Annotated in this window: 27 protein-coding genes and 3 tRNA genes; 5 read left to right on the top strand and 25 right to left on the bottom strand. The window is 69.1% G+C overall.

Going from position 1 to position 26,618, the window contains the following annotated elements:
• The first annotated feature begins 459 nt into the window (after nt 1-459).
• Entirely contained in the window at nt 460-1,044 is a 585-nt protein-coding gene (locus D5S19_RS26890; RefSeq protein WP_120026179.1) for a chorismate mutase, read from the top strand.
• A gap of 4 nt (nt 1,045-1,048) precedes the next feature.
• Here the strand turns inward: D5S19_RS26890 and D5S19_RS26885 are convergent, their stop codons facing one another.
• From D5S19_RS26885 to rplJ, 13 genes are all read right to left on the bottom strand, one after another.
• Complete coding sequence (locus D5S19_RS26885; protein WP_233574191.1) at nt 1,049-2,065, bottom strand: hypothetical protein; 1,017 nt, start codon at nt 2,063-2,065, stop codon at nt 1,049-1,051.
• A gap of 25 nt (nt 2,066-2,090) precedes the next feature.
• Nucleotides 2,091-2,678, bottom strand: a complete 588-nt coding sequence (locus D5S19_RS26880) for a hypothetical protein (RefSeq protein ID WP_233574190.1) — start codon at nt 2,676-2,678, stop codon at nt 2,091-2,093.
• 36 nt (nt 2,679-2,714) lie between these two features.
• A complete protein-coding gene (locus D5S19_RS26875) occupies nt 2,715-3,977 on the bottom strand; it encodes an MCE family protein (protein WP_120026174.1) in 1,263 nt (420 codons plus the stop codon).
• Nucleotides 3,977-5,212, bottom strand: a complete 1,236-nt coding sequence (locus D5S19_RS26870; RefSeq protein WP_120026173.1) for an MCE family protein — start codon at nt 5,210-5,212, stop codon at nt 3,977-3,979. Before D5S19_RS26870 ends, D5S19_RS26875 begins: the two co-directional genes overlap by 1 nt.
• Nucleotide 5,213: 1 nt before the next feature.
• Nucleotides 5,214-6,392, bottom strand: coding sequence for an MCE family protein (locus D5S19_RS26865; RefSeq protein ID WP_120026172.1), 1,179 nt, complete (start codon nt 6,390-6,392; stop codon nt 5,214-5,216).
• Nucleotides 6,389-7,375, bottom strand: a complete 987-nt coding sequence (locus D5S19_RS26860) for an MCE family protein (RefSeq protein WP_120026171.1) — start codon at nt 7,373-7,375, stop codon at nt 6,389-6,391. Before D5S19_RS26860 ends, D5S19_RS26865 begins: the two co-directional genes overlap by 4 nt.
• The gene (locus D5S19_RS26855; protein ID WP_120026170.1) at nt 7,372-8,403 is read right to left on the bottom strand and encodes an MCE family protein; all 1,032 of its coding nucleotides are present in this window, start codon (nt 8,401-8,403) and stop codon (nt 7,372-7,374) included. Before D5S19_RS26855 ends, D5S19_RS26860 begins: the two co-directional genes overlap by 4 nt.
• A complete protein-coding gene (locus D5S19_RS26850; RefSeq protein ID WP_120026169.1) occupies nt 8,400-9,740 on the bottom strand; it encodes an MCE family protein in 1,341 nt (446 codons plus the stop codon). Before D5S19_RS26850 ends, D5S19_RS26855 begins: the two co-directional genes overlap by 4 nt.
• Complete coding sequence (locus D5S19_RS26845; protein ID WP_120026168.1) at nt 9,737-10,573, bottom strand: MlaE family ABC transporter permease; 837 nt, start codon at nt 10,571-10,573, stop codon at nt 9,737-9,739. The genes D5S19_RS26850 and D5S19_RS26845 overlap by 4 nt, the downstream gene beginning before the upstream one ends.
• A 1-nt stretch (nt 10,574) precedes the next feature.
• Nucleotides 10,575-11,327, bottom strand: a complete 753-nt coding sequence (locus D5S19_RS26840; protein WP_120026167.1) for an MlaE family ABC transporter permease — start codon at nt 11,325-11,327, stop codon at nt 10,575-10,577.
• Nucleotides 11,328-11,365: 38 nt separating this feature from the next.
• A complete protein-coding gene (locus tag D5S19_RS26835; RefSeq protein WP_120026166.1) occupies nt 11,366-12,532 on the bottom strand; it encodes an ABC transporter ATP-binding protein in 1,167 nt (388 codons plus the stop codon).
• A gap of 304 nt (nt 12,533-12,836) precedes the next feature.
• Nucleotides 12,837-13,223 (bottom strand): 50S ribosomal protein L7/L12, encoded by a 387-nt coding sequence (gene rplL / locus D5S19_RS26830; RefSeq protein WP_120026165.1) that lies wholly within the window; start codon nt 13,221-13,223, stop codon nt 12,837-12,839.
• 49 nt (nt 13,224-13,272) lie between these two features.
• Nucleotides 13,273-13,827, bottom strand: a complete 555-nt coding sequence (gene rplJ, locus D5S19_RS26825; protein ID WP_120026164.1) for a 50S ribosomal protein L10 — start codon at nt 13,825-13,827, stop codon at nt 13,273-13,275.
• Nucleotides 13,828-14,148: 321 nt separating this feature from the next.
• Between rplJ and D5S19_RS26820 the strand changes: the two genes are divergently transcribed.
• Nucleotides 14,149-15,096, top strand: a complete 948-nt coding sequence (locus D5S19_RS26820) for a hypothetical protein (protein WP_120026163.1) — start codon at nt 14,149-14,151, stop codon at nt 15,094-15,096.
• A 6-nt stretch (nt 15,097-15,102) separates the two neighbouring features.
• On the opposite strand, the gene D5S19_RS26815 is transcribed toward D5S19_RS26820, so the two are convergent.
• The 6 genes from D5S19_RS26815 to D5S19_RS26790 all read right to left on the bottom strand — a co-directional run bounded on the left by D5S19_RS26815 (nt 15,103) and on the right by D5S19_RS26790 (nt 18,792).
• The gene (locus D5S19_RS26815; protein ID WP_120026176.1) at nt 15,103-15,912 is read right to left on the bottom strand and encodes an alpha/beta fold hydrolase; all 810 of its coding nucleotides are present in this window, start codon (nt 15,910-15,912) and stop codon (nt 15,103-15,105) included.
• A 71-nt stretch (nt 15,913-15,983) separates the two neighbouring features.
• On the bottom strand, nt 15,984-16,703 hold the full coding sequence (rplA, locus tag D5S19_RS26810) for a 50S ribosomal protein L1 (RefSeq protein ID WP_120026162.1): 720 nt from the start codon (nt 16,701-16,703) through the stop codon (nt 15,984-15,986).
• A gap of 93 nt (nt 16,704-16,796) precedes the next feature.
• Nucleotides 16,797-17,231 (bottom strand): 50S ribosomal protein L11, encoded by a 435-nt coding sequence (rplK, locus tag D5S19_RS26805; RefSeq protein ID WP_098511665.1) that lies wholly within the window; start codon nt 17,229-17,231, stop codon nt 16,797-16,799.
• A gap of 82 nt (nt 17,232-17,313) precedes the next feature.
• Entirely contained in the window at nt 17,314-18,192 is an 879-nt protein-coding gene (nusG, locus tag D5S19_RS26800) for a transcription termination/antitermination protein NusG (RefSeq protein ID WP_120026161.1), read from the bottom strand.
• Between the two features lie 60 nt (nt 18,193-18,252).
• On the bottom strand, nt 18,253-18,687 hold the full coding sequence (secE, locus tag D5S19_RS26795) for a preprotein translocase subunit SecE (protein ID WP_147397518.1): 435 nt from the start codon (nt 18,685-18,687) through the stop codon (nt 18,253-18,255).
• A gap of 32 nt (nt 18,688-18,719) precedes the next feature.
• Nucleotides 18,720-18,792, bottom strand: a tRNA-Trp gene (locus D5S19_RS26790).
• A gap of 413 nt (nt 18,793-19,205) precedes the next feature.
• Between D5S19_RS26790 and D5S19_RS26785 the strand changes: the two genes are divergently transcribed.
• Nucleotides 19,206-20,111, top strand: coding sequence for a TIGR03619 family F420-dependent LLM class oxidoreductase (locus tag D5S19_RS26785; RefSeq protein WP_120026159.1), 906 nt, complete (start codon nt 19,206-19,208; stop codon nt 20,109-20,111).
• Nucleotides 20,112-20,173: 62 nt separating this feature from the next.
• Nucleotides 20,174-21,079 carry an SGNH/GDSL hydrolase family protein gene (locus D5S19_RS26780; RefSeq protein ID WP_120026158.1) on the top strand — a complete coding sequence of 302 codons (906 nt, stop codon included), beginning with the start codon at nt 20,174-20,176 and terminating at the stop codon, nt 21,077-21,079.
• Between the two features lie 15 nt (nt 21,080-21,094).
• On the opposite strand, the gene D5S19_RS26775 is transcribed toward D5S19_RS26780, so the two are convergent.
• From D5S19_RS26775 to D5S19_RS26750, 6 genes are all read right to left on the bottom strand, one after another.
• Nucleotides 21,095-21,496, bottom strand: coding sequence for a MaoC family dehydratase (locus D5S19_RS26775; RefSeq protein ID WP_199730725.1), 402 nt, complete (start codon nt 21,494-21,496; stop codon nt 21,095-21,097).
• Complete coding sequence (locus D5S19_RS26770) at nt 21,493-21,942, bottom strand: MaoC family dehydratase N-terminal domain-containing protein (protein WP_170069721.1); 450 nt, start codon at nt 21,940-21,942, stop codon at nt 21,493-21,495. The genes D5S19_RS26775 and D5S19_RS26770 overlap by 4 nt, the downstream gene beginning before the upstream one ends.
• A gap of 110 nt (nt 21,943-22,052) precedes the next feature.
• Nucleotides 22,053-22,217, bottom strand: coding sequence for a 50S ribosomal protein L33 (gene rpmG / locus D5S19_RS26765; protein WP_005152047.1), 165 nt, complete (start codon nt 22,215-22,217; stop codon nt 22,053-22,055).
• 49 nt (nt 22,218-22,266) lie between these two features.
• Nucleotides 22,267-22,339, bottom strand: a tRNA-Met gene (locus tag D5S19_RS26760).
• Between the two features lie 148 nt (nt 22,340-22,487).
• Nucleotides 22,488-22,560: transfer RNA gene (locus D5S19_RS26755), tRNA-Thr, on the bottom strand.
• A gap of 81 nt (nt 22,561-22,641) precedes the next feature.
• On the bottom strand, nt 22,642-25,254 hold the full coding sequence (locus tag D5S19_RS26750; protein ID WP_120026157.1) for a putative bifunctional diguanylate cyclase/phosphodiesterase: 2,613 nt from the start codon (nt 25,252-25,254) through the stop codon (nt 22,642-22,644).
• Nucleotides 25,255-25,512: 258 nt separating this feature from the next.
• On the opposite strand from D5S19_RS26750, the gene D5S19_RS26745 reads away from it, so the two are divergent.
• Complete coding sequence (locus D5S19_RS26745) at nt 25,513-26,451, top strand: GNAT family N-acetyltransferase (RefSeq protein WP_120026156.1); 939 nt, start codon at nt 25,513-25,515, stop codon at nt 26,449-26,451.
• The last annotated feature ends 167 nt before the right edge of the window (nt 26,452-26,618 follow it).

Here is a 26,618-nt window from a genome sequence, read left to right as displayed (position 1 = left end):
CGCCGCTACGAGCGCAAGGCCGCCCATTTCCTGGGTTTCACCCAGCTGGCCTGCGCAGTGATCTGCTACCGCCGAGCCGTCAAGCTGGATCTTGTGACCCACAACAACCCCAAATGAGATGTGGTCTAATCTGTCCGTGCCGGCGGAGGACGGCGTACACCGAACAGGCCATCTCGGTGTCGTCGGTCCACCGCCACGGCGCCGCGAGCAGTTTGCGGCCCACCACGTCCGGATGGTCCCCGGGTAACCCGAATTGCGCACCGAATCCATCTCCGGTGGCAACGCCACGCAGACATGCTCATGCTTGCTCGACACTCACCGTCGCAGGGTATCGATCTTCCGGTGCCGATTCGGCGGAAGGGCACCGGCATCGAGTAAATGCCCGGCGATTCCCGGACCGGCTCGATACCATCGAATCCGGTCCGGGCACCGTCGACCACCCGGCCGTCGGGAGTGCTCATGAAGCCGCGCATGCCGGTGGTCACCGCGCTCGTGCTGGCCGCGTTCAGTCTCGGCGGGGAGGCCATGGCGACCTCACGCCAGCCCGCCGCGGCGGCCACGGCGATCGGCAGGCTGGGGCCGCTGACCGACGTGGTGGTCGAACGGCTGTTCGTGAGCGACGAGGTCGCGGCGGCCAAGTTCGGCACCGGGAAGGCCATCGACGATCCGGCCCGCGAGCACCACGAGCTGGCCGAAGTGGCCGACCGGGCCGGGGCGCTCGGTCTCGACTCGGACCGCACCGTGCGGTTCTTCCGGGATCAGATCGCGGCCAGCAAGCTCGTGCAGCGCGGCCTGTTCGCCCGCTGGCAGGCGCACCCCGGCGAGGCGCCCACCACCCGCCCGGATCTCGCGGTGATCCGCACGGAGCTGGACGCGCTCACCACCCGTCTGCTCGACCAGCTGGTGGCCACCGAAGCCGTACGCGGCGTCCCGGTGGCCTGCCGGGTGGCCGTCACCGGAGCAGCGGTCTCCGCGGCCGTGCTGGACCGCCTGGACGGGCTGCACCGCGAAGCGTTGCGGGCCGCGCTGGGCTCGGTCTGCTGAGCCGCTACTTCGATGGCGGTGCGGCCGGAGCCGAAGAGGACGGCGCCGGTGCGCCGGGCGCGGCCTTGTAGGTGTCCAGGTCGGTGATCTTCCAGGTGCTGTCCTCCAGCTGCGCGTCCACGTGCAGCTGGGCGGTACCCGCGGCGGTCTGCTTGGTGTCCGCGCGGGTGGAGGTCTGGTCGACGAACACCATCACCCTGGCCAGGTCACCGTCGATCCGGATCACCGCGGCCCGGCTGACTTTGCAGGTGACCACCATCTTCTGCTGCGGAGCGAGCTTCTTCACCTGGCCCATCAGCGCGGTGTAGCGGGCCTTGACCTCGTCATTGGCCAGCAGCGAGTTGGCCGCGTCCTCGGTCTTCTTGATGTTGTTGTAGTCGTAGGAGAACAGCGCTTCAGTCGCTTTGGAGACCGAGTCCTTGACCTGCGCGGTCTTCGCCGCGTCGAGCAGCGCGACGTTGCCGACCGAGTCTTGTGCCTCCTGGTATTTGACGTTGAAGATCACCGCCGCCGCGGCGAGTATCAGCCCGACGATCAGCAGTACGGCAGCGTAGGTCGTGGTGCGGTTCGCCGCGGCCCGCTCGGGGGTGGGCGGCACGGCAGCAGGCTGATCCCGGGTCTGCGCCTCGGCTTCGGCGACGTCGACCGGCTTCGCTCGGCCTGTGTCCCGCTGCTTGCGCCGGGGGCTGGGGCGCGGGGTGGCGGACGGCGCGCCGGTGAGTGCGTCGACCTCCGGGGTCTCCTGCGCAAGTTCGGCGGTTTCCTGGACATCCAGGACTTCCAGGGTTTCCGGCGGCTCGGGAGCGGCGGGGGCGGGCCGCGGCGCGGGATGGCGCGCGGGACGGGTGTCGCTGGTGGGCCGAAGCTCCTGGGGCACCTCGGTGGGGTCCACGTCGGCGAGCCGGGACCGTGGCCGGGGCTTGGCGGCCGCGTCCGTCGCGGGCTTGCGCGTCCCGGCCACCTTCGGCTTGCGGGCCGGCGAGGGGGTGCCGCGAGGCGGCTGACGGCGGGAGGGGGGCACTGCGGAACTCCGATCTGCGGTGAAGCTACTGGCCGGCGGCGACGAGCGGCACGTTGTCGATCCCGGACAGCTTCCAGACGTCCCCGGCCCGGGTCATCGAGACTTCGAGCCGCAGCGCCTTGGTGCCGTGCTGCCCGCCCGCGTCGGTGTCCGTGGTGATCGCGGCGAGAAAGCTCGCCTTGCCCTCGTGATCGTCGAGTTCCTCGACGGCGAGGTCCTGCACCGAGGTGGTGACCTTGACCTTCTGGTCGGTGAGCGCCTTCGAATAGTTCGGCCGGGCCCGGTCGATCTGCTGTGCCATGTCCGAAGTGGACACTTCCTTCTGCCGGGTGAAGTAGTCGTCGAGGTGCTGGTAGTCGACCTCGGTGTAGGCCAGCACGGCATCGGTGCCCGCCTGCGCCACCGCGTCCCGCGACCGGGCGAGGCCGGCGTCGCCGCCGGTGGCCGAAGACCACCACAGGACCCCGAAAACGACCGCGACCACGAACGCGGCGAGGGCGAACGCGCCGGTGCCGAACAGCCACGCCCGCGGGGAACCGGGCAGCTTCCGCCTGGCCGGGGCCGGCGGCACCGCTTTGCCGATCTCCTCGGCGACGACGGGGTCGGAACTCATAACACTCCAGAGTAGGTAACGGGCATCACATCGTGGTCAGCCGAGTCCGAGCAGCGAGCCGAGGCTGTTCATCGACACCCCGGGGCTGCCCGCCACGCCGGGCACCTGTGCGTCGCGCTCGGCCTGCAGTTCCTCCGCGGGGCGGTTGGCGTTCCGCGCGATGTCCTGCGACGAGGGCTGTATCGGAACCCCGTTGTACGGCGCGTTCTGCGAACCACGCACGTTGATCGGGCTGCCCTTGGGCTCGGCACAGTAGGCATTCGCGTCCGCCGCCCGGCTCGAGGTGTCCGAACCGGGCCGGTACTGGCTGTAGGGCACGTAGCCCTTGGTGCATGCGGGCGGGTTGAACAGGTTCAGCACCAGCCCGAGGTGCGCGGTGCCGTCACCGGGCGCCACCGACGGCGCCGCGCCGGCCAGCGTCGGATAGGTCACCAGCGCCTGTTCCAGCCCGTCCTGGCGGGTGACCAGCACGTTCGACGTGGTCAGGAGATTGGCCACCAGCGCCCCCAGCCCGGGGCCGGTGTCGTTGACGACCTGGGTGATCTGGTTCGCCACCTGCGGCGTGACCGAGATCAGCTTGCGGAGATCGGCGTCGGAGTTCTTCAGCGTGCCGGAAAGCTGGTTCAGGTTCTTCGAGAAGGCCGCGAAGTTCGACGCTTCCGCGTTCTGCGTGTCCAGCACGCGGCCACCCGCGTCGAGCAACTGCACGGTCTGCGGCAGGTACTGCTGCGCGGTGGTGGTGAAGCTGCGCGCGGTGTCGAGCAGCTTCTGCAGATCACCACCGGTCCCACGGAAGGCGTCGTAGGACTGGTCCACGACCGTCCGCAGCGCATCGGTGGGCACCGAGGCGGCCAGTGAGTCCAGATCGCCGAGCAGCCGGTCGGTGGAGACCGGGGTGCTCGTCTTGTCGGCCGGGATGACCGAGCCCGCCCTCAGGTACGGGCCGCGGTCGTTTTTCGGTTGCAGGTCAACGTATTGCTCGCCGACCGCGGACCGGTTCGCCACCACCGCCTTCAGATCCGCGGGCACCTGCGGCGCGGAAGGGTCGATGTTCAGCTCGGCTTCGAGACCGGTGTGCGTCAGCTTCAGCTGGCCGACCCGGCCGATGTTGAACCCGCGGTAGGTCACCTCCGCGTTGGCGAAGATCCCGCCGGATTCGTTCAACTGAAGCTTCACGGTGTACCCGCCGGTGCCGAACATCTGGCCGAGCCCGGCGAACCGGATCAGCGCGTACACCACAGCCACCACCGAGATGAGAGCGAACACCACCAGCTGAATCCTCGTCCTGCGCACCAGCATCAGCCAGCACCTCCGGAAAGCACACCGAACAGGCCGGACAACCCGCGGTTCGGGGACGACGCGTTCCCGCCGCCCTGACCACCGACAGCGGCCGGTGGTTTCGCGTTCGCGCCGCTCTGGCCGGGGATCGGCAGCGGCGGCGGCTGGTTCGCGGGGGTGTCGGCCACCCCGCCGGTCAGCCCGGGCACCGGCAGCACCCCGTTCAGCCCGTTCTGCCTGCTGCGGCCGAGATTGTCGATGATGTCCTTGAGGTTCAGGTCGACCTTGAGGAACAGATTGAAGTAGTCGCCCTTGACGTCGTTGTAGGCCTGATCGGTGAACGGGTAGGTGAGCAGCAGCTCCAGTGCCTTCGGCAGGTCGTTGCCCGCTTCACCGAGCTTCTGCAGCGTCGGCGTCAGCGCCTTCAGATCGGCCACCAGATCCGCCTTGCTCTTGTTCACCGTGTCGGTGGCGACGCCGGAAAGATTGCTCAGTGCGTTCAGCATGGTCACCAGCTGGCCGCGTTGCTGCTCCAGCACGCCGAGCCCCGGCCCGAGGTTGTCCACCGCACCGACCAGCTTGTCCTTCTGATCGCGCAGGGTCATGGACAGCCGGTCGAGCCCGTCCAGCGCCCGGGTGATGTTCGCGGACTGCTGATCGAGGTTCGTCACCAGCTCGTTCGCGTTGGCCAGCAACGCCTTGAGGTCCGGTTCCCGGCCGGCGGTGACGTTGTCGAGTTCCTTGGTGATGGTGTTGAGCTGGGCGATGCCACCGCCGTTGAGCAGCATCGACAGCGCACCGAGCACCTCCTCGACCTCCACGTCGCGGCCGGTGCGCGCGAGCGGGATGGTCGCGCCGTCGGCCAGCTTGCCCTGTGCCTGATCCGCGCCCGGCGAGGCCAGCTCGACGTACTTCTCCCCGAGCAGGCTGGACTGCTTCACGTTGGCCAGCGCGTTCGCCGGCAGCTTGACGTCGCCGTTGACCTCCACGGTCACCTCGGCGTGCCAGCCGTCCGGGGTCAGCCCGATGGCCTTCACCTGGCCGACCGGGACCTCGTTCACCTTGACCCCGGACTGCGGCACCAGATCGAGCACGTCCTGGAACTGGATCTTCACCTGGTACGGGTGGTCGCCGAGATCGGCGCCACCGGGCAGCGGCACGTCGTAGATGCCGGAGAACCCGCAGCCGCCGAGCACGAGCGCGGACACCGAGACCAGCGCGGTGCCCACGCCGGCGCGCCTGGCCGATCGCTTCATGTCAGCTCCCCGTCCCGTAAACCTGGCCCTGCAACGGGAGCGGCAACGGAGGCAGCTTGCCGTTTTCCATCGCCTGTACGGCCTGCGCCACCGAGGGCAGCGGGACCAGCTTGTCCACCAGCCCGGCGATCCCGTCGCAGGCGGAGCCGAGCAGTTGCTTGGTCACGTCGGTCTGCTTGAGCAGGCCGCAGACCATCACCAGCGGTGGCTGGGTCAGCTCGTTGAGCAGCGGCCGCGCGTCCAGCGTGCCGGAGGAGCCGTTGTACGCACCGACCACATTGGACAGTGCGACCGGCGCGATGTCCAGGATCTCGGCCAGCGAACCACGCTGGTCCACCAGCACCTTGGTGACACTGGCCAGCTTGTCCACATTGGACTTCAACCGGCCATGGTTGCGCTCGATGAAGCCCTGCACCGTCTGCAGCGTGGTCCCCAGCTGCTGCACGGTCGCGGCGAGATCGTCCTTCTCCCCCGCCAGGAATCCGCTCACCCCGGCCAGCTGCTCCTCGAACCGGCGGACCTGGCCGTCGCCCTCGGCCAGGGTCTGCGCGAACCGGCCGAGGTTCTGCACGGTCTGGAACAGGTCGTCCTTGTTCCCCGCCAGCGTGCCGGCGGCCTGGCCGAGCTTGGTGATGGTGTCGTGCAGGGCGGCGCCGTTGCCGTCCAGGTTCTTCGCCGCGGTGGTGAGCAGATCCGACAGCGAGCCGTTCTTGTTCGCCCCGTTCGGGCCGAGCGTCTCGCTCACCCTGGCCAGACTGGCGGCGAGCTGATCCACCTCCAGCGGCACCTCGGTGCGGTCGAGGCCGATCACCGCTCCGTCGGAGATCCGCGCGCCGCCGGTGTAGGCCGGGGCGAGCTGCACGTATCGGTCGCTGACCAGCGAGGGGGCCACGATCAGCGCCTTGGCGTCGGCGGGCACCGGCACCGAGCCGTCGTACTCCAGATCGACCCGCACCTGGTTGCCCATCGGCTGGACCTTGGTCACGGTGCCCATGTCGACGCCGAGCATGCGCACGCTGTTGCCCTCGTACAGCCCGACCGTACCGGCGAAGTAGGCGGTCAGGTGGTTGCGGCCGGCGTCCTTGAGGGTCCACCAGAGACCACCGGCGACCAGCAGCGCGAGCACGATCGCGATGCTCACGCCACGCGCGAGCGATTGGCCGAAGCGGGCGTCCGTCATTTGCCGTAGCACCCCTCCGGGTTGAGCGGGCCGACCGAGGGCAGCACCAGTCCGCAGATGTAGTTGTCGAACCAGCGCCCGGTGCCGATGGTGTTGTTGAAGACCCGGATGAACGGCGCGAACTTGGCGATGCCCTGCGCCAGCGAGTCCTGGTTGCGCTGCAGCATCGAGGTCAGCTGGTCGAGCTGGGTGAGCACCGGGCCGAGCTGCTTGTCGTTGTCGTCCACCAGGCCCTGCAGCTGGCCGGCCAGCGCGCGGGAGCCGTCGAGCAGGGCACGGATCGCCTGCTCCCGCTTGGAGATCTCGTCCAGCAGCTGATTGCCGTCGGTGAGCAGCTTCTGCACCTCGGCGTCCCGGTCGACCAGGGTCTGCGAGACCTGACGGGTGTTGGACAGCAGCGTGGACAGCTGCGAATCCCGTTTGGCGATGGTGTCCGACAGCTTCGACAGCCCGGACAGCGCCCCCTTCACATCCTGCGGGGTGTTCGCGAAGGTCTGAGTGATCGCGTCGAAGCTCTGCGCGAGCTGGTCGGTGTTGATGTTGTCGACCGTCTGCGACAGCCCACGGAAGGCGTCGAGCACGTCGTACGGGGACATCGTGCGATCCCGCGGGATCGGCTGCGCAGGGTCGAGCGTGCCCGCGCCCTGCGGGTCGAGCGACACGTACTTCTGGCCGAGCAGGGTCTTGATCTTGATCGCCGCGGTCGTCTTGTCGCCGAGCCAGGCGTCCTTGACCTTGAACGAAACCTTGACGCTGGCCCCGTCCAGCTTGATCTCGGACACCTTGCCGACCTTGACCCCGGCGACGCGCACATCGTTGTCCGTCGTCAGCCCGGCGGCCTCGGAGAACTCCGCGCTGTAGGTGGTGCCGCCGCCGATCACCGGCAGATCGTCGGAGTTCAGCGCGGCGATGAAGCCGAGCGTGATCACCGCGATCCCGATCAGGGCGATCGGGATCGGATTGCGCTTCTGGAAGGACTTCATCCGGTGCACCTCTCCCGCGAGGCGGGCATCAGCGGCACGGTGATCTCCTGGTTGATCAGCGGCGGCAGGGAAACGCTCCCCTTGACCTCACAGGCGTAGAAGTTGAACCACGAGCCGTAGTCCGCGGTCTTGGTCAGCGCGGCGGCCTTCTTCGGCAGGAACTGGAGGAAGTGCTCGACCAGCGGCTCGTTCTGGTTCAGCTTCGTGGTGAGGCCGCCCAGCGCGGAGATGTCGTCCTTGAGCGGCTGGCGCGCGTCCTCCAGCAGCCCGGCGGTGGTGTTCGCGAGCGTGCCGAGGCCCTCGATCGCGTCGCCGATCGGCTTGCGGTCCGCGGCCAGCCCGGACACCAGCTGCTGGAGGTTGACGATCAACGTGTTCAGCTGCGGGGTGTGCGCGTTGACCGTGTCCAGCACCGTGGTGAGGTTGTCGATGACCTCGCCGATCACCCGGTCCTTGTTCGCGATCGTGGTGGCCAGCGAAGCGGTGTGCGACAACAGGCTCTCCACCGTGCCACCTTCGCCTTGCAGCACCTGGATGATCTCGTAGGACAGCTTGTTCACGTCGTCCGGGTTGAGCGCGGTGAACAGTGGTTTGAAGCCGTTGAACAACTCGGTCAGGTCCAGGGCCGGGGTGGTGCGTTCGAGCGGGATGCTGCCCCCCGGCTGGAGTGTGGCACCGGAGGGGTCACTGCCCTCGCCGAGCGAAACGTAACGCTGGCCGACCAGGTTGCGGAACTTGATCTGCGCGGTGACCCCCGCGGGCAGCTTGCGCCCGGAGTCCACCTCGAAGTCCACCTCGGCCTGGCGCCTGTCGACGATCTTCACGTCCTTGACCTGGCCGACGCGCACCCCGGCGATGCGCACGTCGTCGTTCGGCAGCAGCAGCGTGGCGTCGGTGAATCGTGCCGAGTAGTCGTTGGTGCTGGAGGTGTTGATGTTCGCGATGCTGATTCCGAGCACGGTGGTGAACAGCACCGTGACGACCACGAAGACGCTCAGCTTGAGCAGCGGTGCGAGCAGGCCCCTCACTTGACCGTCACCTCCGCGCCCCGGTACAGCGGGCCGACCAGCAGCGATCCCCAGCCGGGGAACTGGCTCTGCGACATGCCCAGCTCCGGGCCGATCAGCGCGCCGAGAAAACCGTTCTCCGCGGCCGAATTCGCCGGGTTGCCGCCCGCCGCGCCACCGCCTTGGAAACCGCCGGCGTCGGCCTTGAAGCCGGCCGGATTCAGGCCCTGGCCCACCGAATTCGACGAGGTGGTGTGCTTCGTGCCGTCCTTGAGCGGGCCGTCCGGCGGCTCCTGCGGGAACGGGTTCGACGCCGGGTCGAGGTCGTAGCAGCGCGGGCCGCGCTTGTCGTCCATCCGCGGCTCCTCACCGGGCTGGTAGGCCCCGCGGTTGACCACGATTTCGAGGTTCGCGTGCAGGCCCGGCTGGTTGCTGCCCTTGCCGAGCGCCTTGTCGATCACCGGCACCATCTTCGCCATCTGCCCCATCACGCACGGGTACTCCGGCGCGTACTTGGCCAGCAGCTCGGCCGTCGGGCGCGCGGTGTGCGCGAGGCTGATCAGGTTCTGGGAGTTGGCCTGCAGGAACGCCTGAAGGTCCTGCGAGGCGGTGGTGAGGCTGCCGTAGAGGTTCGAGAGGTGCTGCTGCTCGTCCACCACCGTGCGGGTCGTGGTGCTCAGATTGTCCAAGCTCTGCACCAGATCCGGGGCCGAGGAGCCGAGATGATCCGAAAACTCCGCGAGCGCCTTGAGGTCGTGCTGCAGCTGGGGCTCGTGCGGATTCAGCTCGCCGAGGTAGGCACCCAGCTGCGACAACGTCTCGCCCAGCGGCTTGCCGCGACCTTCCAGCGCGGTGGAGATCGCGGTCAGCGTGCTCGACAGCTTCTGCGGCTGCACCGCCTGCAGCACCGGCATCAGGTGGGCCAGCGCCTGTTCCAGCTCGACCGCGCTCGACGTCCGGTCCTGCGGGATCACGTCGCCCTGCGCGAGACCCTTCGCCGCCGGATCCTGCGGGATCTCCAGCGACACGTAGCGCTCGCCGAACAAGGTCTTCGGCAGGAACCGCGCGGACACGTTCCGCGGGATCAGGTCCACCGAATCCGGGTTCAGGTCGAGGGTCAGCTCCGCCCCGGCAGGCGTCGCGCTGATCGACTTGACCGTGCCGACGATCAGCCCGCGCACCTTCACGTCCGACTGTTCGAGCAGCTGGTTGCCGATCTCGCCGGCTTCCAGCTTCACCGTGACAACCTTGGAGAAAGCCTTGTCGTACAACGCGATGCTGAGCGCGATCCCGCCCACCAGCAGCGCCACCAGGAGCAGGCCGAGCAACCTGCGACGCAGGGTCGCGCCCGCGCTCATCCGGCGATCCTCACCGTGACATCGGTCCCCCAGATGGCGAAACCGATGAAGAAGTTCACGATCGAGACCGTGACGATGGACAGCCGCACGGCCCGGCCCACCGCCACACCCACCCCGGCGGGCCCACCGGTGGCCCGATACCCGAAATAGCAGTGGGAAAGGATGATCAAGACGCTGAAGATCAGCACCTTGATGAACGAATAGAGCACGTCCTCCGGTGGTAAGAACAGATCGAAATAATGATCGTAGGTACCCGCCGACTGACCGTAGATATAGATGACCACCAGCCGAGCAGCCAGATACGAGCTGAGCAGGCCGATGATGTAGAGCGGGATCACCGCGACGAACCCGGCGATGATCCGCGTGGTGACCAGATACGGCAGGCTCGGCACGCCCATCACTTCGAGCGCGTCGATCTCCTCGGAAATGCGCATCGCGCCCAGCTGCGCGGTGAAACCGGCGCCGACCGTCGCGGACAAGGCCAGCCCGGCCACCAGCGGCGCGATTTCCCGGGTGTTGAAGAACGCGGTGAGAAAGCCGGTGAACGCCGACGTGCCGATCGAGTTCAGCGCCGAGAAGCCCTGGATACCGACGAGCACCCCGGTGAACAGGGTCAGGCCGACCATCACGCCGACCGTGCCGCCGATGACCGCCAGCGAGCCGGACCCGAAGCTGACCTCGGCCAGCAGCCGCAGCACCTCCCGCAGATACCGGCGCAGCGTCCGCGGAATCCACAGCAACGCCCGGCCGTAGAAGGACATCTGGTCACCCAGCGCGTCCAGCGTCTCCAGCGGCCGGTGGGCCATCCGCTTCGCACCCGAGATGAACGTCATGTCAGTCCAGCTTTCCGGGCACGATCTGCAGGTAGATCAGGGTGATCACGAAGTTGACCACGAACAGCAGCAGGAACGTGATGACCACGGACTGGTTCACCGCGTCCCCGACGCCCTTCGGGCCGCCGCGCGGGTGCAGCCCCCGGTAGGCGGCGACCACCGCGGCGAGGAAGCCGAAGATCAAGGCCTTGAGTTCCCCGACCCACAGGTCGGGCAGCTGTGCCAGCGCGGAAAAACTGGACAGGTAAGCGCCCGGGGTACCGCCCTGCAGCACCACGTTGAACAGGTAACCGCCGAGCACGCCGATGACGCTGACCATTCCGTTGAGCAGCAACGCGACCAGCATCATCGCGAGCGTGCGCGGCACGATCAGGCGCTGGACCGCGGACACGCCCAGCACCTCCATCGCGTCGATCTCCTCGCGGATGGTGCGCGCGCCGATGTCGGCGCAGACCGCGCTGCCCCCCGCGCCGGCCACCAGCAGCGCGGTGACCAGCGGACTGGCCTGCTGCACCGTGGCCAGCACCGAACCGGCACCGGTATAGGACTGCGCGCCCAACTGGCGGGCCAGCGCCCCGAACTGGAGCGAGATGACCGCGCCGAACGGGATCGCGACCAGCGCGGTGGGCAGGATCGTCACGCTCGCGACGAACCATGCCTGCTGGATGAACTCCCGGAACTGGAACGGGCGCTGGAACATGCCCCGCACGATGTCGAGACCGAGCGCGAAGAGATTCCCCGTCTCCCGGAGCATGCCGTAGCCGGGGAATTTCGCCGGGGACGCAGGAGAGCTCACGCGCCACCCTGCCCGTGCCGCGGCGGGCCGCCGGCGCTGCCCGGGATGCGGGCGACCTGATCGGCGGGCAACCGGCCCTGGTGCTGGTCCGGCACCGGCGTGTCGAGACCGGGCAGCTGCTGGGTGTCCCCCGGGCCGAGCCGGTGCGCCGGGGCCTGCGGGCGCACGTTGTAGTGGCGCTGCTGCTCCGGAGTGAGGGATTCGATGATGCCCTCCTGCGCGGCAGGCGGCAGGGTGTGCAGGATCCCCATCACGCGGTCCATCCGGCGCCGGGCGCCCGCGCGTTCCGGAACCCCCGGGCTGACCTGCATCTGCGGCACGACCCCGCGCACGTCCTCGTTCAGCGTGTCACCGTGGCCCGCCTCGGCCTCCGCCGCCTCGCGCGCCATCGTCGCGGAATCCTTCTCCTCCGACATCCCGATCGGGCCTTGCTTGCGCCCGTTGAGAAATTGCGCCACCACCGGCTCGTCACTGGTCAGCAGCACCTCGCGCGGGCCGAACATGACCAGCTCCTTGCGGAAGAGCATGCCCAGGTTGTCCGGCACCGTGCGGGCCAGGTTGATGTTGTGCGACACGATCAGGAAGGTCGCGTCGATCTGCGCGTTCACGTCCAGGAACAGCTGCGAGATATACGTGGTGCGCACCGGGTCCAGACCCGAGTCCGGCTCGTCCACCAGAATGATCTCCGGATCCAGCACCAATGCCCGGGCCAGCCCGGCCCGTTTGCGCATCCCGCCGGAGATCTCCCCCGGCAGCTTCTTCTCCGCCCCCGCCAAACCGGTCATCTCCAGCTTTTCCAGCACGATCCGGCGGATCTCGGTCTCCGACTTCTTCGTGTGCTCCCGCAACGGAAACGCCACGTTGTCGAACAGAGTCATCGAACCGAACAACGCGCCGTCCTGGAACAGCACCCCGAACAGTTTGCGGATCTCGTACAGCTTGTGCTCGGAACAGGTCACGATGTCCACGCCGTTGATCACGCAGCGCCCGCGATCGGGCTTGAGCAGGCCGATCATCGACTTCAGGAACACCGATTTGCCGGTTCCCGACGGGCCGAGCATCGCCGAGACCTCACCGGGCGGCAGGGTCAGCGTCACGTCCCGCCAGATGGTCTGCCTGCCGAAGGACTTGGTCAGGCCTTCGATGACCACCTCGGCACCCATCGCACCTCCTGCAGCTGTTCCGCGTCGTTCGCGGGGTGGCGCCCGCGCCGCCCTCGATCTCCGCGTCAACCAGGTGCAACGAGCGCGGGGCGGACAGGTTACTCACCAGTTTTGCCCCGCTGACCTGCCCCGTCGGTGCCGCCTCGGCCGAGACTGGTTCCGGTGACCGATGGCAGCACGGTAATGCACGTCACCCGGCGCCGCACAACCAGTCGGCCCACCCCGCGGAGACGCGAAAAGGGGCGGGCATCCGGTGGGATGCCCGCCCCTTTTTCGGTCTGCGGTAGGCGCTACGCGCCCGAGATCACTTGATGGCGATCTTGGCGCCCGCGGCCTCGAGCTTCTCCTTGGCGGCCTCGGCGGCTTCCTTGTCCACCTTCTCCAGCAGCGCCTTCGGCGCGGCCTCGACCAGCTCCTTGGCCTCCTTCAGGCCCAGGCCCGAGACAACCTCGCGGACGACCTTGATGACCTGGATCTTCTTGTCACCGGCGGACTCGAGGACGACGTCGAACTCGTCCTGCTCCTCGACGGCGGCCGGCGCGGCCGCACCCGGGGCAGCGGCGACGACGGCGGCCGGCGCGGCGGCGGTCACGTCGAAGACCTCTTCGAACTCCTTCACGAAGTCCGACAGCTCAAGGAGGGTCAGCTCCTTGAAGGCGTCGATCAGCTCGGCGGTGCTCAGCTTCGCCATGATGGCTTCCTCTCAGAAAAACGAACGAGACGTTCGGGGTGGGGGTGGTTCAGCTCTCGGCGGGTGCTTCGGCTGCTTCGGTACCGGTGGCGCCTCGCTGCTTGTCCTCCAGCGCGGCAGCCAGGCGGGCGACCTGGGACGCCGGCGCCTGGAACAGCGCGGCGGCCTGGGACAGCTTCGCCTTGAACGCGCCCGCTGCCTTGGAGAGCAGCACCTCACGGCTTTCGAGGTCGGCGATCTTGCCGATCTCGGCCACGGACAGCGCTTTGCCGTCCATGTAGCCGCCCTTGATCACAAGCGCGTTGTTGTCCTTCGCGAAGTCGCGAAGCGCCTTCGCGGCGTCGACCGGCTCACCCTCGACGAAGGCGATCGCGGTGGCACCGACGAACAGGCCGTCCAGACCCTGCACACCGGCGTCCTCGGCGGCGCGCTTGACGAGGGTGTTCTTCGCGACCCGGTACTTGGCACTGGTGCCGAGAGCGCGGCGCAGCTGGGACAGCTGGGACACGGAGAGGCCGGTGTACTGGGTGACAACTGTGGCCGAGCTGCTGCGGAAGCTCTCCGCGATCTCGGCGACGGCCGCCACCTTGTCGGGCTTCGCCATGGTCGCCTCCTCTCTTGGCTAGTGGTGACCACTGGCCGGAGAAGGCACCCGAAACGACAGAACGCCCACACGCAGCAGGGCGCGGGGCGTCATAGTGAGCACCGGAATGCTCGAGCCTCGTTCCTCCTGCGCGGGCCGCCGCATCGTGACGCGGAACCTTCGCTCCTCGCACCCTGGGGTGTCCGGAGAACCAGCGGTCTTCGGTAGAACCGGGGACAAGAATACTTGACGGCTCGGCACGGGTTTCCCGGACCCCCCGTTCGACCTGCGACGACCCGCCCTGCCGCGGGAAATCATCGGTCCGGCAGGCATCATGGTGACGTGGCGGAACAGCGCGATGACCGACAGCCGTTCGACAACCACCCCACCGGCGACCCGGCGGGCGCTCCGGCGAACCTGCCGCAGCCGGTGTCCCGCGCACAGCCGCCGGCCCCGCCCCCGCCCGGCACCCCGGAGACCGACCCGGAGCAGTACCGGCAGTTCCAGGAATTCCAGCGCTTCCAGGAGTACCTCCGCTTCACCCAGGCACAGCAGGGCACCGAGCCCGCCTCGCTCGCGGACTCCGGCCTGGTCCCAGCCGGTAGCCGACAGCCGCAGCCCCGGCAGGCAGGCCAGCCTCCCGCCCCACCCGGCACCCCGGGCGAACTCGCGCCGTACGAGCAGCCGGGCCGCCCCCGCCGGGCGGTACCCCGCTGGATCAAGCGGCTCGGCGGGAAGATCCTCACCTGGATCCTGGCCCTGGTCCTGATCGGCATCGCGATCAACTGGGGCTACCAGAAGATCTTCCCGAGCGACGACGGCAAGACCTCCGCCCAGATCGCCGCCGAGGGCGGCGGGACCTACCACACGAATCAGATCCTGACCACGGCTTCACCCTTCGAATCAGTGCGCCGGGTCTACGACGGCATCGCCCAGCACGGTCCCGGGCAACGCAGCATGGTCGATCACGTCTGCGGCTTGTTCGATCAGGCGACCCAGCAGAAGTTCGCGGCCGATCTCGGCTACCCGAGCTGCGACGCGGCAGTCGAGGGCCTGCACGGCAAGCTCGATCCCGCGCCAGGATCGGCGGACGCCTACGCCGAGTCGATCTCGAAGCGGTCCGGCTGGCCCCCGGGGGATCTGGTAACGGTCAGCTCGTGCGACTTCACCATCACCGGCGGACCGGCGCTCGGGGACTTCACCATCAAACAGGTCGACAAGGGCCAGTGGCTGATCGTCGGTCATCGGGCGCCGCATGCCTGCCCCTCGGCACCCAGCACGACCGGCTGAGCCTGCTCAGGCCAGTGACCTGATCGCCAGCCGGGACTCACCGGTGTCCGAGTAGGCGAAGAAGTCCGCCAGTGCCGAGGCGAACGCCGGGTCGGCCACCGCGGCCATGTGGTCGCCCGGCACGCGGACCAGGCGGGCACCGGCGATGGTGGCGGCGAGGCGTTCCGGGTTCGCCGCCAGCTCGTCCGATTCGCCGGCCAGCACGAGGGTCGGCACGGACAGCGCGGACAGCCGGATCGGCTCGTGCGAGGTGGCCCGCAGGACCGCGGCCAGCGCGGCCACGTCGCCACCGGTGCGGCGGGCGAGGCGGCGGAACGGGCGGGCGGCGGGAAGCACGTCCGCTCGGTCACGGGCGAGCAGGCCGGCCGCGATCTGCTCGCGGTCCACCACCCGGGCGTCCACCCCGCCGAAGTCCACGATGCCCGCGCCGACCCCGCCCACCGCGAGGCAGCGCACGCGCCGGTCGTTCGTGGCGGCCAGCAGGGCGACGATCGCGCCCATCGAGTAGCCGGCCAGCGACACCTCGGTCAAGTTCAGCTCGTCGAGCAGGACCGAGAGGTCCGCGGCCATCACGGATTCGCCGTAGGCGGCCGGGTCATGCGGCTTTCCGGAGGCGCCGTGCCCGCGCGCGTCCGGCGCGATCACGGTGAACCCGGCGTCGACCAGAGTGCGCACCACTCCCGGGCGCACCCAGGTGACTTCAGCGTCGGCCGCGAAGCCGTGATGCAGCACCACCGGGCGACGATGCCGGCCGTCGCCCTCCCACACCGTGTAGCTCAGCAGGAGCCCGTCGGGAGCGGTGAACGTCGTCGGCATGGTCTCCATGAGACATGAAGAAAGGGTGGTCTCGCGTAAAGCGTGACCACCCTTTCTTCGTGATGTCCGACTCAGACCGCGGCGTCCTCGGCGAGGAGGTTGCGGGTGCGCGACGGGTCGACCGGGATGCCCGGGCCCATCGTCGTGGTGAAGGTGATCTTCTTGACGTAACGGCCCTTCGCCGACGACGGCTTGGCCCGCAGGATCTCGTCCAGCGCGGCGGCGTAGTTCTCCACCAGCTTCTCGGTGTCGAAGGAGGCCTTGCCGATCACCAGGTGCAGGTTGGCCTGCTTGTCCACGCGGAAGTTGATCTTCCCGCCCTTGATGTCCGAGACCGCCTTGGTGACCGCCGGGGTCACCGTGCCGGTCTTCGGGTTCGGCATGAGGCCGCGCGGGCCGAGGATGCGGGCGATCCGGCCCACCTTGGCCATCTGGTCCGGCGTCGCGATCGCGGCGTCGAAGTCGAGCCAGCCACCCTGGATACGCTCGATCAGTTCGTCGGTGCCGACCGCGTCCGCGCCGGCGGCCTCGGCCTCGGCGGCCTTGTCGCCGACGGCGAAGACGATGACGCGGGCGGTCTTACCGGTGCCGTGCGGCAGGTTCACGGTGCCGCGGACCATCTGGTCGGCCTTGCGCGGGTCCACCCCGAGACGCATCGCGACCTCGACAGTCGCGTCCATCTTCGACTTGGACGTCTCCTTCGCCAGCTTCGCGGCCTCGAGCGGCGCGTAGAGGCGCGCCTTGTCGATCAGCTCCGCGGCCTGGCGGTAGGCCTTGCTGTGCTTGGTCATGCTGTCCTCAAAACTCTTATGATGAATACTGATGGGTGAGGATTGTGGTGGCGAGCCCGAGCACCCGGCTCTCCCACGGTGCTGCGGTGAAGATCAACCCTCGACGGTGATACCCATGGAGCGGGCGGTCCCGGCGATGATCTTCGCGGCCTGGTCGATGTCCAGCGCGTTGAGGTCGGTCTCCTTGGTCTTGGCGATCTCGCGAACCTGGTCCCAGGTGACCTTGGCGACCTTGGTCTTGTGCGGCTCGCCGGAGCCCTTCTCCACGCCCGCCGCCTTGAGCAGCAGCTTCGCGGCCGGCGGCGTCTTCAGCTTGAAGTCGAACGACCGGTCCTCGTACACGGAGATCTCGACCGGGACGACGTCCCCGCGCTGCGACTCGGTCGCGGCGTTGTAGGCCTTGCAGAACTCCATGATGTTGACGCCGTGCTGACCCAGCGCGGGGCCGACCGGCGGCGCCGGGTTGGCGGCACCCGCCTTGATCTGCAGCTTGATGATCGCCGCAAGCTTCTTCTTCTTGGGTGGCATTACCTTGTGTCCTTCTAACTGACGTGAGTCCCCCGCACACCTGCCAGTACGCGGGGACTGCCGACCGGGATTCCCCGGCCGGTCAGATCTTGGAGACCTGGCTGAACGAGAGCTCGACCGGCGTTTCCCGGCCGAAGATCGACACCAGGACCTTCAGCTTCTGCCCGTCGACGTTGACCTCGGAGATCGTGGCGGGCAGCGTGGCGAACGGGCCGTCCATCACGGTGACCGACTCGCCGACCTCGAAGTCCACCTCGACCACGGAGCCGCCGGACGGCGCCGCCGCGGCGGCCTCGCCCTTCGCGGCCTTGGCCGGGGCTTCCTTCTCCACCTGCGGGGCGAGGAACTTGAGCACCTCGTCCACGGTCAGCGGCGACGGCCGCGAGGTGGCGCCGACGAACCCGGTGACGCCGGGGGTGTTGCGCACCGCGCTCCACGAGGCGTCGTTCAGGTCCATCCGGACCAGGATGTAGCCGGGCAGCACCTTGCGCTGCACCTGCTTGCGCTGGCCGTTCTTGATCTCGGTGACCTCTTCGGTCGGCACCTCGATCTGGAAGATGTAGTCCTCGACGTCCAGGGTGGTGGTCCGGGTCTCGAGGTTGGTCTTCACCTTGTTCTCGTACCCGGCGTAGGAGTGCACCACGTACCACTCGCCCGGCGCGGCCTGCAGTTCGGCGCGCAGCGCGGCGACCGGGTCGTCGGCCTCGGCGGCCGGCTCCCCGTCCGCGTCCGCGTCGGCCTCGGCGTCGTCGGTGGCGGGCTCGGTCTCCCCCGCGGCGTCCGCGGTCTCGTCGCCCTCGGCGTCCTCGTCGGTGGCGGACTCGTCGACCTCGTCAGCCGCGGCGGGCACCTCGACGGGCTCGAGGTGGGCGGACTCCTCGTCGCCGAGTGCCGCGTGCACCTGCTCGTCGGAAAGCTCGGTCAGGTCGCGACCGGCTTCTGTGCCGTTGTCGGAGGTCACGTTCCGTCCTCTCAGTTGATCACTTGCCGGGCTCGGGCAGGCCGGCCCGCGCTGGGCCCCTCAGCCGAAGACCAGCCCGACGAGCTGTTTGAAGCCCAGGTCGAGCCCGCTGACGAGGGCCACCATGAACACCACGAACACCAGCACGACCGCGGTGTAGGTGACCATCTGCTTCCGGTTCGGCCAGATCACCTTGCGCAGTTCCGCCCAGACCTCGCGGACGAAACGCACGATCCGGGCCAGCACCGAGGCCTTCTTCGGCTTCTGGTCCCGCTTGGGGGTGGGCGTGCCCTTGGCGTCGGCGGCGGGCTTCGCGACCTTGTCGCCCGCCTTGCCGGACGGCCGGGTCGAGCCCGGCCGGGCCGCGGACTTGCCGGCCGGTCGAGCGGTACCGCGGCGCTCCCGTCGAGCAGCCGCGGCGCTCGGGCGGGATTCGGCGCCGGACTCGCCCGGCCCCCCCTGCTCGTGCTCGCCGCTGGCGTCGCTGTCGCTCACGACCACTCCTCCGCTCCACCAGTTCCCGTACGCAGGGGTGACAGGACTTGAACCTGCAACCTGCGGTTTTGGAGACCGCTGCTCTGCCAATTGAGCTACACCCCTGTGGAACCCGGTCGCCCGGGCTCCGGTGGACGCATTCCATCGTCCCCACCATCCGGCGGGGATGACCGTAGTGCGCTCCGAGTTCCGAAGTCTACGGCAAGCCGGTTGACGCCCCGCAACCGCGCCCCCTCGATCGGCGCGCCGCCGGTCCGCGGCCCCCACCCGGACCGTGCGACGAAAGTCACCCGATCGTGCGAGTATGAGCGCATGCACCGGTTTCCGATTAATCGCGAAAGCCCCCGACGGACCACTCGGCGCGCCGGGCGTACCCGGGCGGGTCACCGATCAGACCTCCTTGCAGACAAGCGAAATCGCCATCGATCCACTGGATTTTTGCACTACAGCAAGGAGAATACCGGTAACGAGGGGACGCAATGGTGCCCGGCAAGACAAATCCTGCCCGAGGAGACCTGGTGAGCACCCTTCGGCTCGGACTCGCCCTGCCACAATACGGACCCCTCGCGAACCCGGCGGCCATCGCCGGTTTCGCCGCCTCCGCGGAGGCACTCGGCTACCACTCGCTGTGGGTCGGTGATCGGCTTCTCGCCCCGGTGGATCCCTCTGACCGGTACCCGGGCGGTGGGACGGCGGAGCGGCCGTACCCACCGGAGTTCGCCCGGTTCGTCGACCCGTTCGTCGCGCTCACGGCCGCCGCTGGCGCCACCGAGACCGTCCGGCTGGGGTCGAGCACGCTCAGCGGCCCGCTGTACTCACCGGTGCTGCTGGCCCGCACGGCGACTTCGCTCGACCTTCTTTCCGGCGGCAGGCTCGATCTCGGCCTCGGGCTGTCCTGGCTGCGTGACGAATACACCGCCACGGGAGTGCCCTGGCGCGGCCGCGGCGCCCGGCTCGACGAGCTGATCGAGGTCCTGCGCACACTCTGGACCGCCGATCCGGCCGGGCACCGCAGCGCGCGGTGGGAGATCCCGGACGCGCTGTTCGAGCTGCGCCCGGTGCAGCGGCCACATCCGCCGGTGCTGGTGGGCGGCATGTCGGAGGGGGCTCTGCGCCGGGTGGGCAGGCTCGCCGACGGCTGGCTGCCCGCCCGGCTGCCTGCCGAGGTGCTGCGCCGGATGTGGGCCGTGGTCACCGAGGCCGCGGAGCGGGCGGGCCGCGATCCGGGGACGCTGAGGCGGGTGATGCGGATCAACCCCGCCCCCGGCGCGGCCTGCGCGAGCATCTCCGACGTGGCCGCCCAGCTGGCGGAGGCGGTGGCCGAGGGGTACCGGGAAGCGCTGGTGGACCTGCACTACCTGGCCAAAGACGTGGAGCACGCCCTGGAACTCGCGAACGAGCTGCGCTCGGCCGTCCGGGGCTGAGCGGCCCGTGATCACCCGGACGCGGGTCGTCGCCGGGGCCGGAGTGCCGGTAGAAACATGTCGTGGCGGCCAAGAAAAGCGGTGGGTGCGGATTACTGATCCTGGTCGTCGTGGCCGGTTTGCTGGGGGTTGGCTATTACAAGTCCCAGCACGGCTCGGCGTCGGCCGAGCCGCCTTCCGGCGAGAGCACCGGCGGGGGCTCGGGCCGGTACGTGGCGCTCGGCGACTCGTACACGTCCGCGCCGCACACCGGTGATCAGGCGGGAACTCCGGCGGGCTGCAAGCGTTCGAACAACAACTATCCGCACCTGGTGGCGGCGAAGCTGAAGCCGGCCGAGTTCGTGGATGTCAGCTGCAGCGGCGCGACCACCGAGGACTTCACCTCCGCGCAGTCCACGAAGAACGGCACGAACCCGCCGCAGCTGGACGCTGTCACGACGGCCACCACGTTGGTCACCCTCGGGATCGGCGGCAACGACGTCGGTTTCATCTCCCTGGCGCCGAGCTGCGTGACCGCGCACTCCGGCAGCGCGCCGTGCCGCGACCGGCTGACCGCGGGCGGCCACGACCAGCTCGCCGACCGGATCGCCACGGCGGGCAAGCGGGTCGGCACGATGCTCGACAAGATTCACGCCAAGGCCCCGAAAGCACGCGTGATCGTGGTCGGCTATCCCACCGTGCTCCCGGACGGCGACGGCTGCTGGCCGGTGCTGCCGCTCGGCGCCGGGGATGTCGGGTATCTGCGGGACAAGCTGACCAAGCTGAACAACGAGCTGTCGGCACAGGCCAAGTCCCACGACGCCGGGTTCGCCGACACTGCCGAGGCGAGCAAGGGCCACGACGTATGTGCCGACTCGGGTACCCGCTGGGTCGAGGGCATCGTGCCCACCTCGTCCGCGGCCGCCCTGCACCCCAATGCGCGGGGTGAGGACGGCATGGCGGGCGTGGTGGAGTCCGTGGCCTCCTGAGCGTTGCGGCCGTTCTCAGGCGGGGCGGACCAGTGCCTGCGGTTTGCCCAGCACGGTCTTGCCTTCGAATGTGACCACCAGGTCGACGCGGGCGAGGCCGTCCTCGGTGAGGGCGCCGACTTTGCCGGTGAGTTCGACCAGCGCGCCTTCTTCGGTGTCCGGGACCACGACCGGCCGGGTGAAGCGGGTGCTGAAGTCGACCAGCCGGGCCGGGTCGCCGAGCCAGTCGGTGACCATCCGCCCGGCCAGCGCCATGGTGAGCATGCCGTGCGCGATCACGTCGGGCAGGCCGACGGCGGTGGCGAACCGTTCGTTCCAGTGGATCCGGTTGAAGTCGAGTGAGGCTCCGGCGTAGCGGATCAGCTGGTCCCGGGTGATGTGGACCTGCAGCGGGGGCAGTTCGTCGCCGACGTTCACGCGTCCGCCCCCCGTACTACGAGCTGTGCGCGGGTGGCGCAGACGAGTTTGCCGTCGGCGTCGGTGATTTCCGCGTGGAGGTTGATGAAGTCGTTGCCCGCTCGGGCCATGATGCTCTCGATCCGGGCGGAGATCTCCAGCACGTCGCCGGCGTGTACCGGGCGTTCGTAGTGGAATCCCTGGTCGCCGTGGACCATCCGGGAGTAGTCGAGGCCGAGGGCGGGGTCCTCGACGATGCTGTTGATCTTCGGCAGGTTGAGCAGGGTGACGAAGGTGGGCGGGGCGATCACGTCCGGGTGGCCGGCCGCGCGCGCCGCTTCCGGGTCGCGGAAGAGTGGGCTGGGGTCGCCGATCGCGTCGGCGAATTCGCGGATCTTTTCCCGGCTCACGTGGTACTGGTCGTCCGGGGGGTAGTTCCGCCCGGTGAACGTCTGGTCCAAAGGCACCCGATGAGGCTAACCGACCGCGGCTGGTGCGCGGTGGGGTGGCTGGAACCGCGAAAAGCCGCCCCGGCACCTGGCCGGGACGGCTTTCGTGAAGCGAGAACGAGTGTGCGTCAGCGGGTCTCTTTGTGAGTCCGGTGCGTACCGCAGTTCGGGCAGAACTTCTTCATCTCCAGGCGATCCGGGTTGTTGCGCCGGTTCTTCTTGGTGATGTAGTTGCGGTGCTTGCACTCCTCGCACGCCAGCGTGATCTTGGGTCGCACGTCGGTGGCAGCCACAGCGTTTCCTTCTCTCTCAGATCCGGGGGCCAGCCCCGTCGTTACCGCGTAGCGGTGGCCGGACTTGAACCGGCGACACAGCGATTATGAGCCGCTTGCTCTACCAACTGAGCTACACCGCCCCACCAACGACCACCAACCCCACTTTCCCGACCACGGCCGGGGGTCCAGGGGGCTCGCCCCCCGGGGGCCTGGGGGTCCGACCCCCAGATGGACGCCGCGAAGCGAGCCAGACCCGTGATTTCCACGGGTATAGCTCGCCCACTCGCGAGCCCCTTTACGGAATCGAACCGTAGACCTTCTCCTTACCATGGAGACGCTCTGCCGACTGAGCTAAAGGGGCCTTGCCTCTCGCGAGGACTTGGAAAGGTTAGCAAGGGGCTTCACCCGTCGGTGCAACCGGGGGTCGGCTAAACACGAAACCTCAGGTCAACAGGGTCAGCACAGTCTCCGAGTGCCGTCCGGGCGACCGGGCCGTGCGGGCCTGCAGCCAGGCTTCGAGGCGGTCCTCCGGCAGCGGGCGCGAGATCAGGTAGCCCTGTGCCACGTCACAGCCCATCGCTTCCAGCTGGTCGCGGGCGACGTCTTCTTCGACGCCTTCGGCGACCACGGTCAGGCCGAGCGAGTGGCCGAGTTCGACGATCGAGCGGACCACCGCGAGGTCGCCGAGGTCGGTGCCCATGCCGAGGACGAAGCTCTTGTCGATCTTGACCTGGTCCACCGGTAGCTGGCGCAGGTAGGCCAGGGACGAGTAGCCGGTACCGAAGTCGTCCACGGCCAGTTCGATGCCCAGCGAATGCAGCTCGCGCAGGATCGGCAGGGCCTTCTGCGGGTCGGACATCACACCGGATTCGGTCAGTTCGAAGGTGAGCAGTTCCGGGGGTACGCCGAAGCGGGCCAGTTCGCGTTCCACCTTCGCCGGGAAGTCCTCGTCGGCGAGGTTGCGCACGGACAGGTTGACCGCGGCGGAGATGCGCAGGCCTTCGTCCAGCCATTTGCGCACCCGCTTGAGCGATTCCTCCAGCACGAACGAGGTCAGCACGCCGATCAGGCCGGCCGCCTCGATGGCGGGCACGAACTCGTCCGGGCCGAGCCTGCCGAACTCGGGGTGCACCCAGCGCACCAGCGCCTCCACCCCGGCCACCTGCCGGTTCGGCAGGGTGATCTTGGGCTGGTAGTGCACCGAGACGTGCCCGTCTTCGAGCGACTGCCGGAACTGGGTGACCATCTGGAACCGGCGGAGGAAGATCTGTCCCATGCTCGGCACGTAGCCGCGGACTTCTTCGCCGCCACGGGTGGCACGCACCGCCACGTCGGCCCGCTGCAGCATGCCGTCCACGTCCACCTCGCCCGCGTCGTTCGCGGAGCTGGCGTAGCCGATCATCGCGTTCGCCTCGACGGAGAGCCGGTCCACCGGGTACGGCTCGGACAGCTCCGCCCGCAGCCGTTCGGCGACCTGGTGCGCTTCCTCGGTCGTGCTGCTGACCAGCAGCGCGGCGAACGAGGCGCCTTCGAGGCGGGCGAGCGGGACATCCGGGCCGAGTGCGTCGCGGATGCGGCGGCCGGCGGCGATCACCATCCGGTCTGCCCAGGAGTAGCCGAGGGCGTCGCTGACCGTGGAGAACACGTCGAGGTCGATGCGCAGCACGACGACCTCGGCGGCGTCCCGCAACGGGTCTCTGGCCAGCTGCTGGAAGCCCGGCCGGTTCAGGTGGCCGGTGAGCGGGTCGTGGTAGGCGTCGTGCCGGAGGGTGGCCAGCAGCCGACGGTTGTCCAGCGACGTCGCGAGGTGGCTGGCCATCGTGCCGAGCAGCTGCACGTCGTATTTGCCGAATCCGCGCCAGCGCGAGAGCCGGTCGTGTGCCTCGGCGATCCCCAGCAGCTGGTTCGCGCTGCGCAGCGGGACCACGAGCGCTTCCTGCGCGCCGCGGGCGAGCAGCGAACCACGAACGTCCGGGTTCGCCTCGGTGATGCGGAAGTGCCGGACGTGCGCGCCAGGCAGGCGCAGCAGCGGATCGTCGGAGTTCGGGTCGGGCTGCGGCAGTTCGTCGCCCGCGACGACCACGCGCATCGGGTCGTCGGCCTCCAGCCGCAGCCGCAGCACTACCCGGCCGGCCGCGAGCTGATCCTTGATCCGCTCCGCGATCGTGGCCCATTCGCGCACGTCAACGCCTCCGACGAGGTCTTCGCCCCGGCTCGCCGGGCGGGCCGCGGCCTGCTGCCCGGACCGCGCGACCATCAGGCTCACGTCCGAGAGCGCCTCCATGTCGCGCTGCTCGCGCAGCAGATCGGAGTAGGCCCAGTACAACGCGGTCAGCCCGAGGAACACGGCCAGCACCAGCGGCCAGGCCTGCGGGGTGTTCGAGATGACGAGGTAGCCGGACAGGCCGACCGAGGCGTTCACGAAGCCGACGACAAGGATGCGGCCGGTCAGCCGGATCGCGGTGCTGACCCGCATCCGGCGGCGCAGCACGCGGACCGCGGCCAGCGCGAGCAGCGTGCTGATCAGCGGCGCGGTGAGCGTGCCGGCCAGCGCGGCGACCCAGGGGATCCCGGCCGCGCCCATCGCGTGCGCGACCAGCCCGGCCACCGCGAACGCCCCGGTGATCTCCAGCAGGAACGCGCCCGCGTTGTAGAGCACCCGGCCCACCACCTTGCGGGCCAGCAGGGTGCCGATCCCGGCGACCAGGTGCGCGGCGAGCACGACTTCGAACGGCGCCACGAAGAAACCGATTACCAACGGTATTTCGGTGAACGAGATGGTCCACGAGATCCCGCTGCGCACGTCGACGTTGATGCCGAGCTGCTCGGCGAGCAGGAAGGCCAGCGCGAGCACCGGGCCGATCCACCACAGGTTGCCCGAGCCGTGGAAGGGCAGCCAGGTCCCGACCGCGAACGCGGCGACCACGCCCAGGGTCAGTACCACGAAGGTGTAGCGGCGGAACCGGCTCTCGTCGGTGCGGGGCTCGGCAGGCACGGTGCCTTCCCTGCCCTTCGCTCCGGGTGCGGCACCGGGGTGGGCGTTGCGGTCCGGCATCCGACCTTCCTTCCCGGCAGCCCGGTCGCGCTCGGCAGTGCTCGTCAGTGACGTCAGGTGTGGACGAGAGCCGCACCTTACCCCGTAGGGCGTACCTGCGTCCCTTTCGAGACAGTAGGAGATCACCCCACGGTTAACAATGGGCGTCCGCTGCTGGCCTGCAGGGACCAAGGAGTGAAATTGCCCGTTCGGGCTGATCTGCCGAGGTGGGGTGTGTTCCGGGGTCCGGACGGCCCGGGCGCGGATCACAATGAGGGTATGCACAACGACGTGACAGCCACCGGCCATGCCGCACGCATCGCCACGGTGGACGCACTGCTGCCCGCACCACTCCCGTTCCGCGTGCACGGCGACGACATCCTGCTCACCGCCGAGGCCGGCGAAACCACCGCGGCCGGCCTGGCCACCTGCACCGAGGTGGGGCCGGACAGCCCGCAGTCGATCTGGCGGGCCCGCGTCGAGCACCGGCTCGAAGTGCAGCTCGCCGGGCCGGATCCGGCGGCCGGACTGGACGCCTTGCTCACCCGATGGGATGAACACCTGCACTCCCTCGCCCAGGTGGGGGATGCCGAGTGCGCGGCCGTGCTCTCGCGGCCGAGCCGGGACACCGCGGGCACCACCGAACTGCTGCGGCACGGCTTCGCCCCGGTCGGCGTGATCGCGGTCCGCCCGGCCGCGCGGATGGCCGCGCCCGGCCCGGCCACCACCCCCGGCGTCTGCATCCGGCACGCCACCCCGGACGACCTCGGCACCGCGATGCGCCTGATGCTGGAGCTGCAGCGCTACGACGCGCAGTTCGGCAAGGTCACCGTGCGCCCGGGTATCGAGGAGCTGCTGGAGAAGGAGCTGCTGCGGCAGCTCGAACGACCCGAGCCGCAGCTGTGGATCGCCGAGCTCTACGGCCGGCCGCTCGGCATGGTGCTGTTGCAGCTGCCGGACGAGACGGGCTGGATCGGCCACCGCGTGGCGGCTTCCCGGATCGGGTACCTGTCCTCGCTCGCGGTGTCCGAGGCGGCGCGGTCCGCCGGGGTCGGCTCGGCGCTGGCCGCGCACGCGCACCAGGTCTTCGACGAGGCGGGCGCGGACGTCGTGCTGCTGCACACCGCGGTGGCCAATCCCCGTTCCACGCCGTTCTGGTACGCGCAGGGTTACCGGCCACTGTGGACCGGCTGGCAGCGGCGACCGGCGGCGCGCTGAAGTATCAGGTCTGTGAAGGGCACCTTCACAGACTCAGCGTCCAGGGCTCCGGCAAAGTTGGTCGGGGGCCCGGCAGCGGGCGATGCGGAGGTGTGTGCGACCACCTCGTGGCGTGCGCCGGACCGGTTTCGGGTCCGTGAAGGGACCCTTCACAGACTCAGAGTCCG

It is taken from the genome of Amycolatopsis panacis (genome assembly GCF_003600245.1).
In the GTDB taxonomy this organism is placed as follows: Bacteria; Actinomycetota; Actinomycetes; order Mycobacteriales; family Pseudonocardiaceae; genus Amycolatopsis; species Amycolatopsis sulphurea.
The sequence above is the reverse complement of the archived record's forward strand: the minus strand, read 5'-3'. Positions and strand labels throughout refer to the sequence as shown.

What these genes read in the sequence shown, in the direction of transcription:
- D5S19_RS26890 (WP_120026179.1), top strand. Translation starts at nt 460, where the DNA reads ATGAAGCCGCGCATGCCGGTGGTCACCGCGCTCGTGCTGGCCGCGTTC.
- D5S19_RS26840 (WP_120026167.1), bottom strand. Translation starts at nt 11,327, where the DNA reads ATGCTCCGGGAGACGGGGAATCTCTTCGCGCTCGGTCTCGACATCGTG.
- D5S19_RS26815 (WP_120026176.1), bottom strand. Translation starts at nt 15,912, where the DNA reads ATGCCGACGACGTTCACCGCTCCCGACGGGCTCCTGCTGAGCTACACG.
- D5S19_RS26845 (WP_120026168.1), bottom strand. Translation starts at nt 10,573, where the DNA reads ATGACGTTCATCTCGGGTGCGAAGCGGATGGCCCACCGGCCGCTGGAG.
- D5S19_RS26865 (WP_120026172.1), bottom strand. Translation starts at nt 6,392, where the DNA reads ATGACGGACGCCCGCTTCGGCCAATCGCTCGCGCGTGGCGTGAGCATC.
- D5S19_RS26880 (WP_233574190.1), bottom strand. Translation starts at nt 2,678, where the DNA reads ATGAGTTCCGACCCCGTCGTCGCCGAGGAGATCGGCAAAGCGGTGCCG.
- rplL (WP_120026165.1), bottom strand. Translation starts at nt 13,223, where the DNA reads ATGGCGAAGCTGAGCACCGCCGAGCTGATCGACGCCTTCAAGGAGCTG.
- D5S19_RS26835 (WP_120026166.1), bottom strand. Translation starts at nt 12,532, where the DNA reads ATGGGTGCCGAGGTGGTCATCGAAGGCCTGACCAAGTCCTTCGGCAGG.
- D5S19_RS26875 (WP_120026174.1), bottom strand. Translation starts at nt 3,977, where the DNA reads ATGCTGGTGCGCAGGACGAGGATTCAGCTGGTGGTGTTCGCTCTCATC.
- D5S19_RS26745 (WP_120026156.1), top strand. Translation starts at nt 25,513, where the DNA reads ATGCACAACGACGTGACAGCCACCGGCCATGCCGCACGCATCGCCACG.
- D5S19_RS26870 (WP_120026173.1), bottom strand. Translation starts at nt 5,212, where the DNA reads ATGAAGCGATCGGCCAGGCGCGCCGGCGTGGGCACCGCGCTGGTCTCG.
- rplA (WP_120026162.1), bottom strand. Translation starts at nt 16,703, where the DNA reads ATGACCAAGCACAGCAAGGCCTACCGCCAGGCCGCGGAGCTGATCGAC.
- D5S19_RS26750 (WP_120026157.1), bottom strand. Translation starts at nt 25,254, where the DNA reads ATGCCGGACCGCAACGCCCACCCCGGTGCCGCACCCGGAGCGAAGGGC.
- rplK (WP_098511665.1), bottom strand. Translation starts at nt 17,231, where the DNA reads ATGCCACCCAAGAAGAAGAAGCTTGCGGCGATCATCAAGCTGCAGATC.
- D5S19_RS26850 (WP_120026169.1), bottom strand. Translation starts at nt 9,740, where the DNA reads ATGAGCGCGGGCGCGACCCTGCGTCGCAGGTTGCTCGGCCTGCTCCTG.
- rplJ (WP_120026164.1), bottom strand. Translation starts at nt 13,827, where the DNA reads ATGGCGAAGCCCGACAAGGTGGCGGCCGTCGCCGAGATCGCGGAGAGC.
- D5S19_RS26860 (WP_120026171.1), bottom strand. Translation starts at nt 7,375, where the DNA reads ATGAAGTCCTTCCAGAAGCGCAATCCGATCCCGATCGCCCTGATCGGG.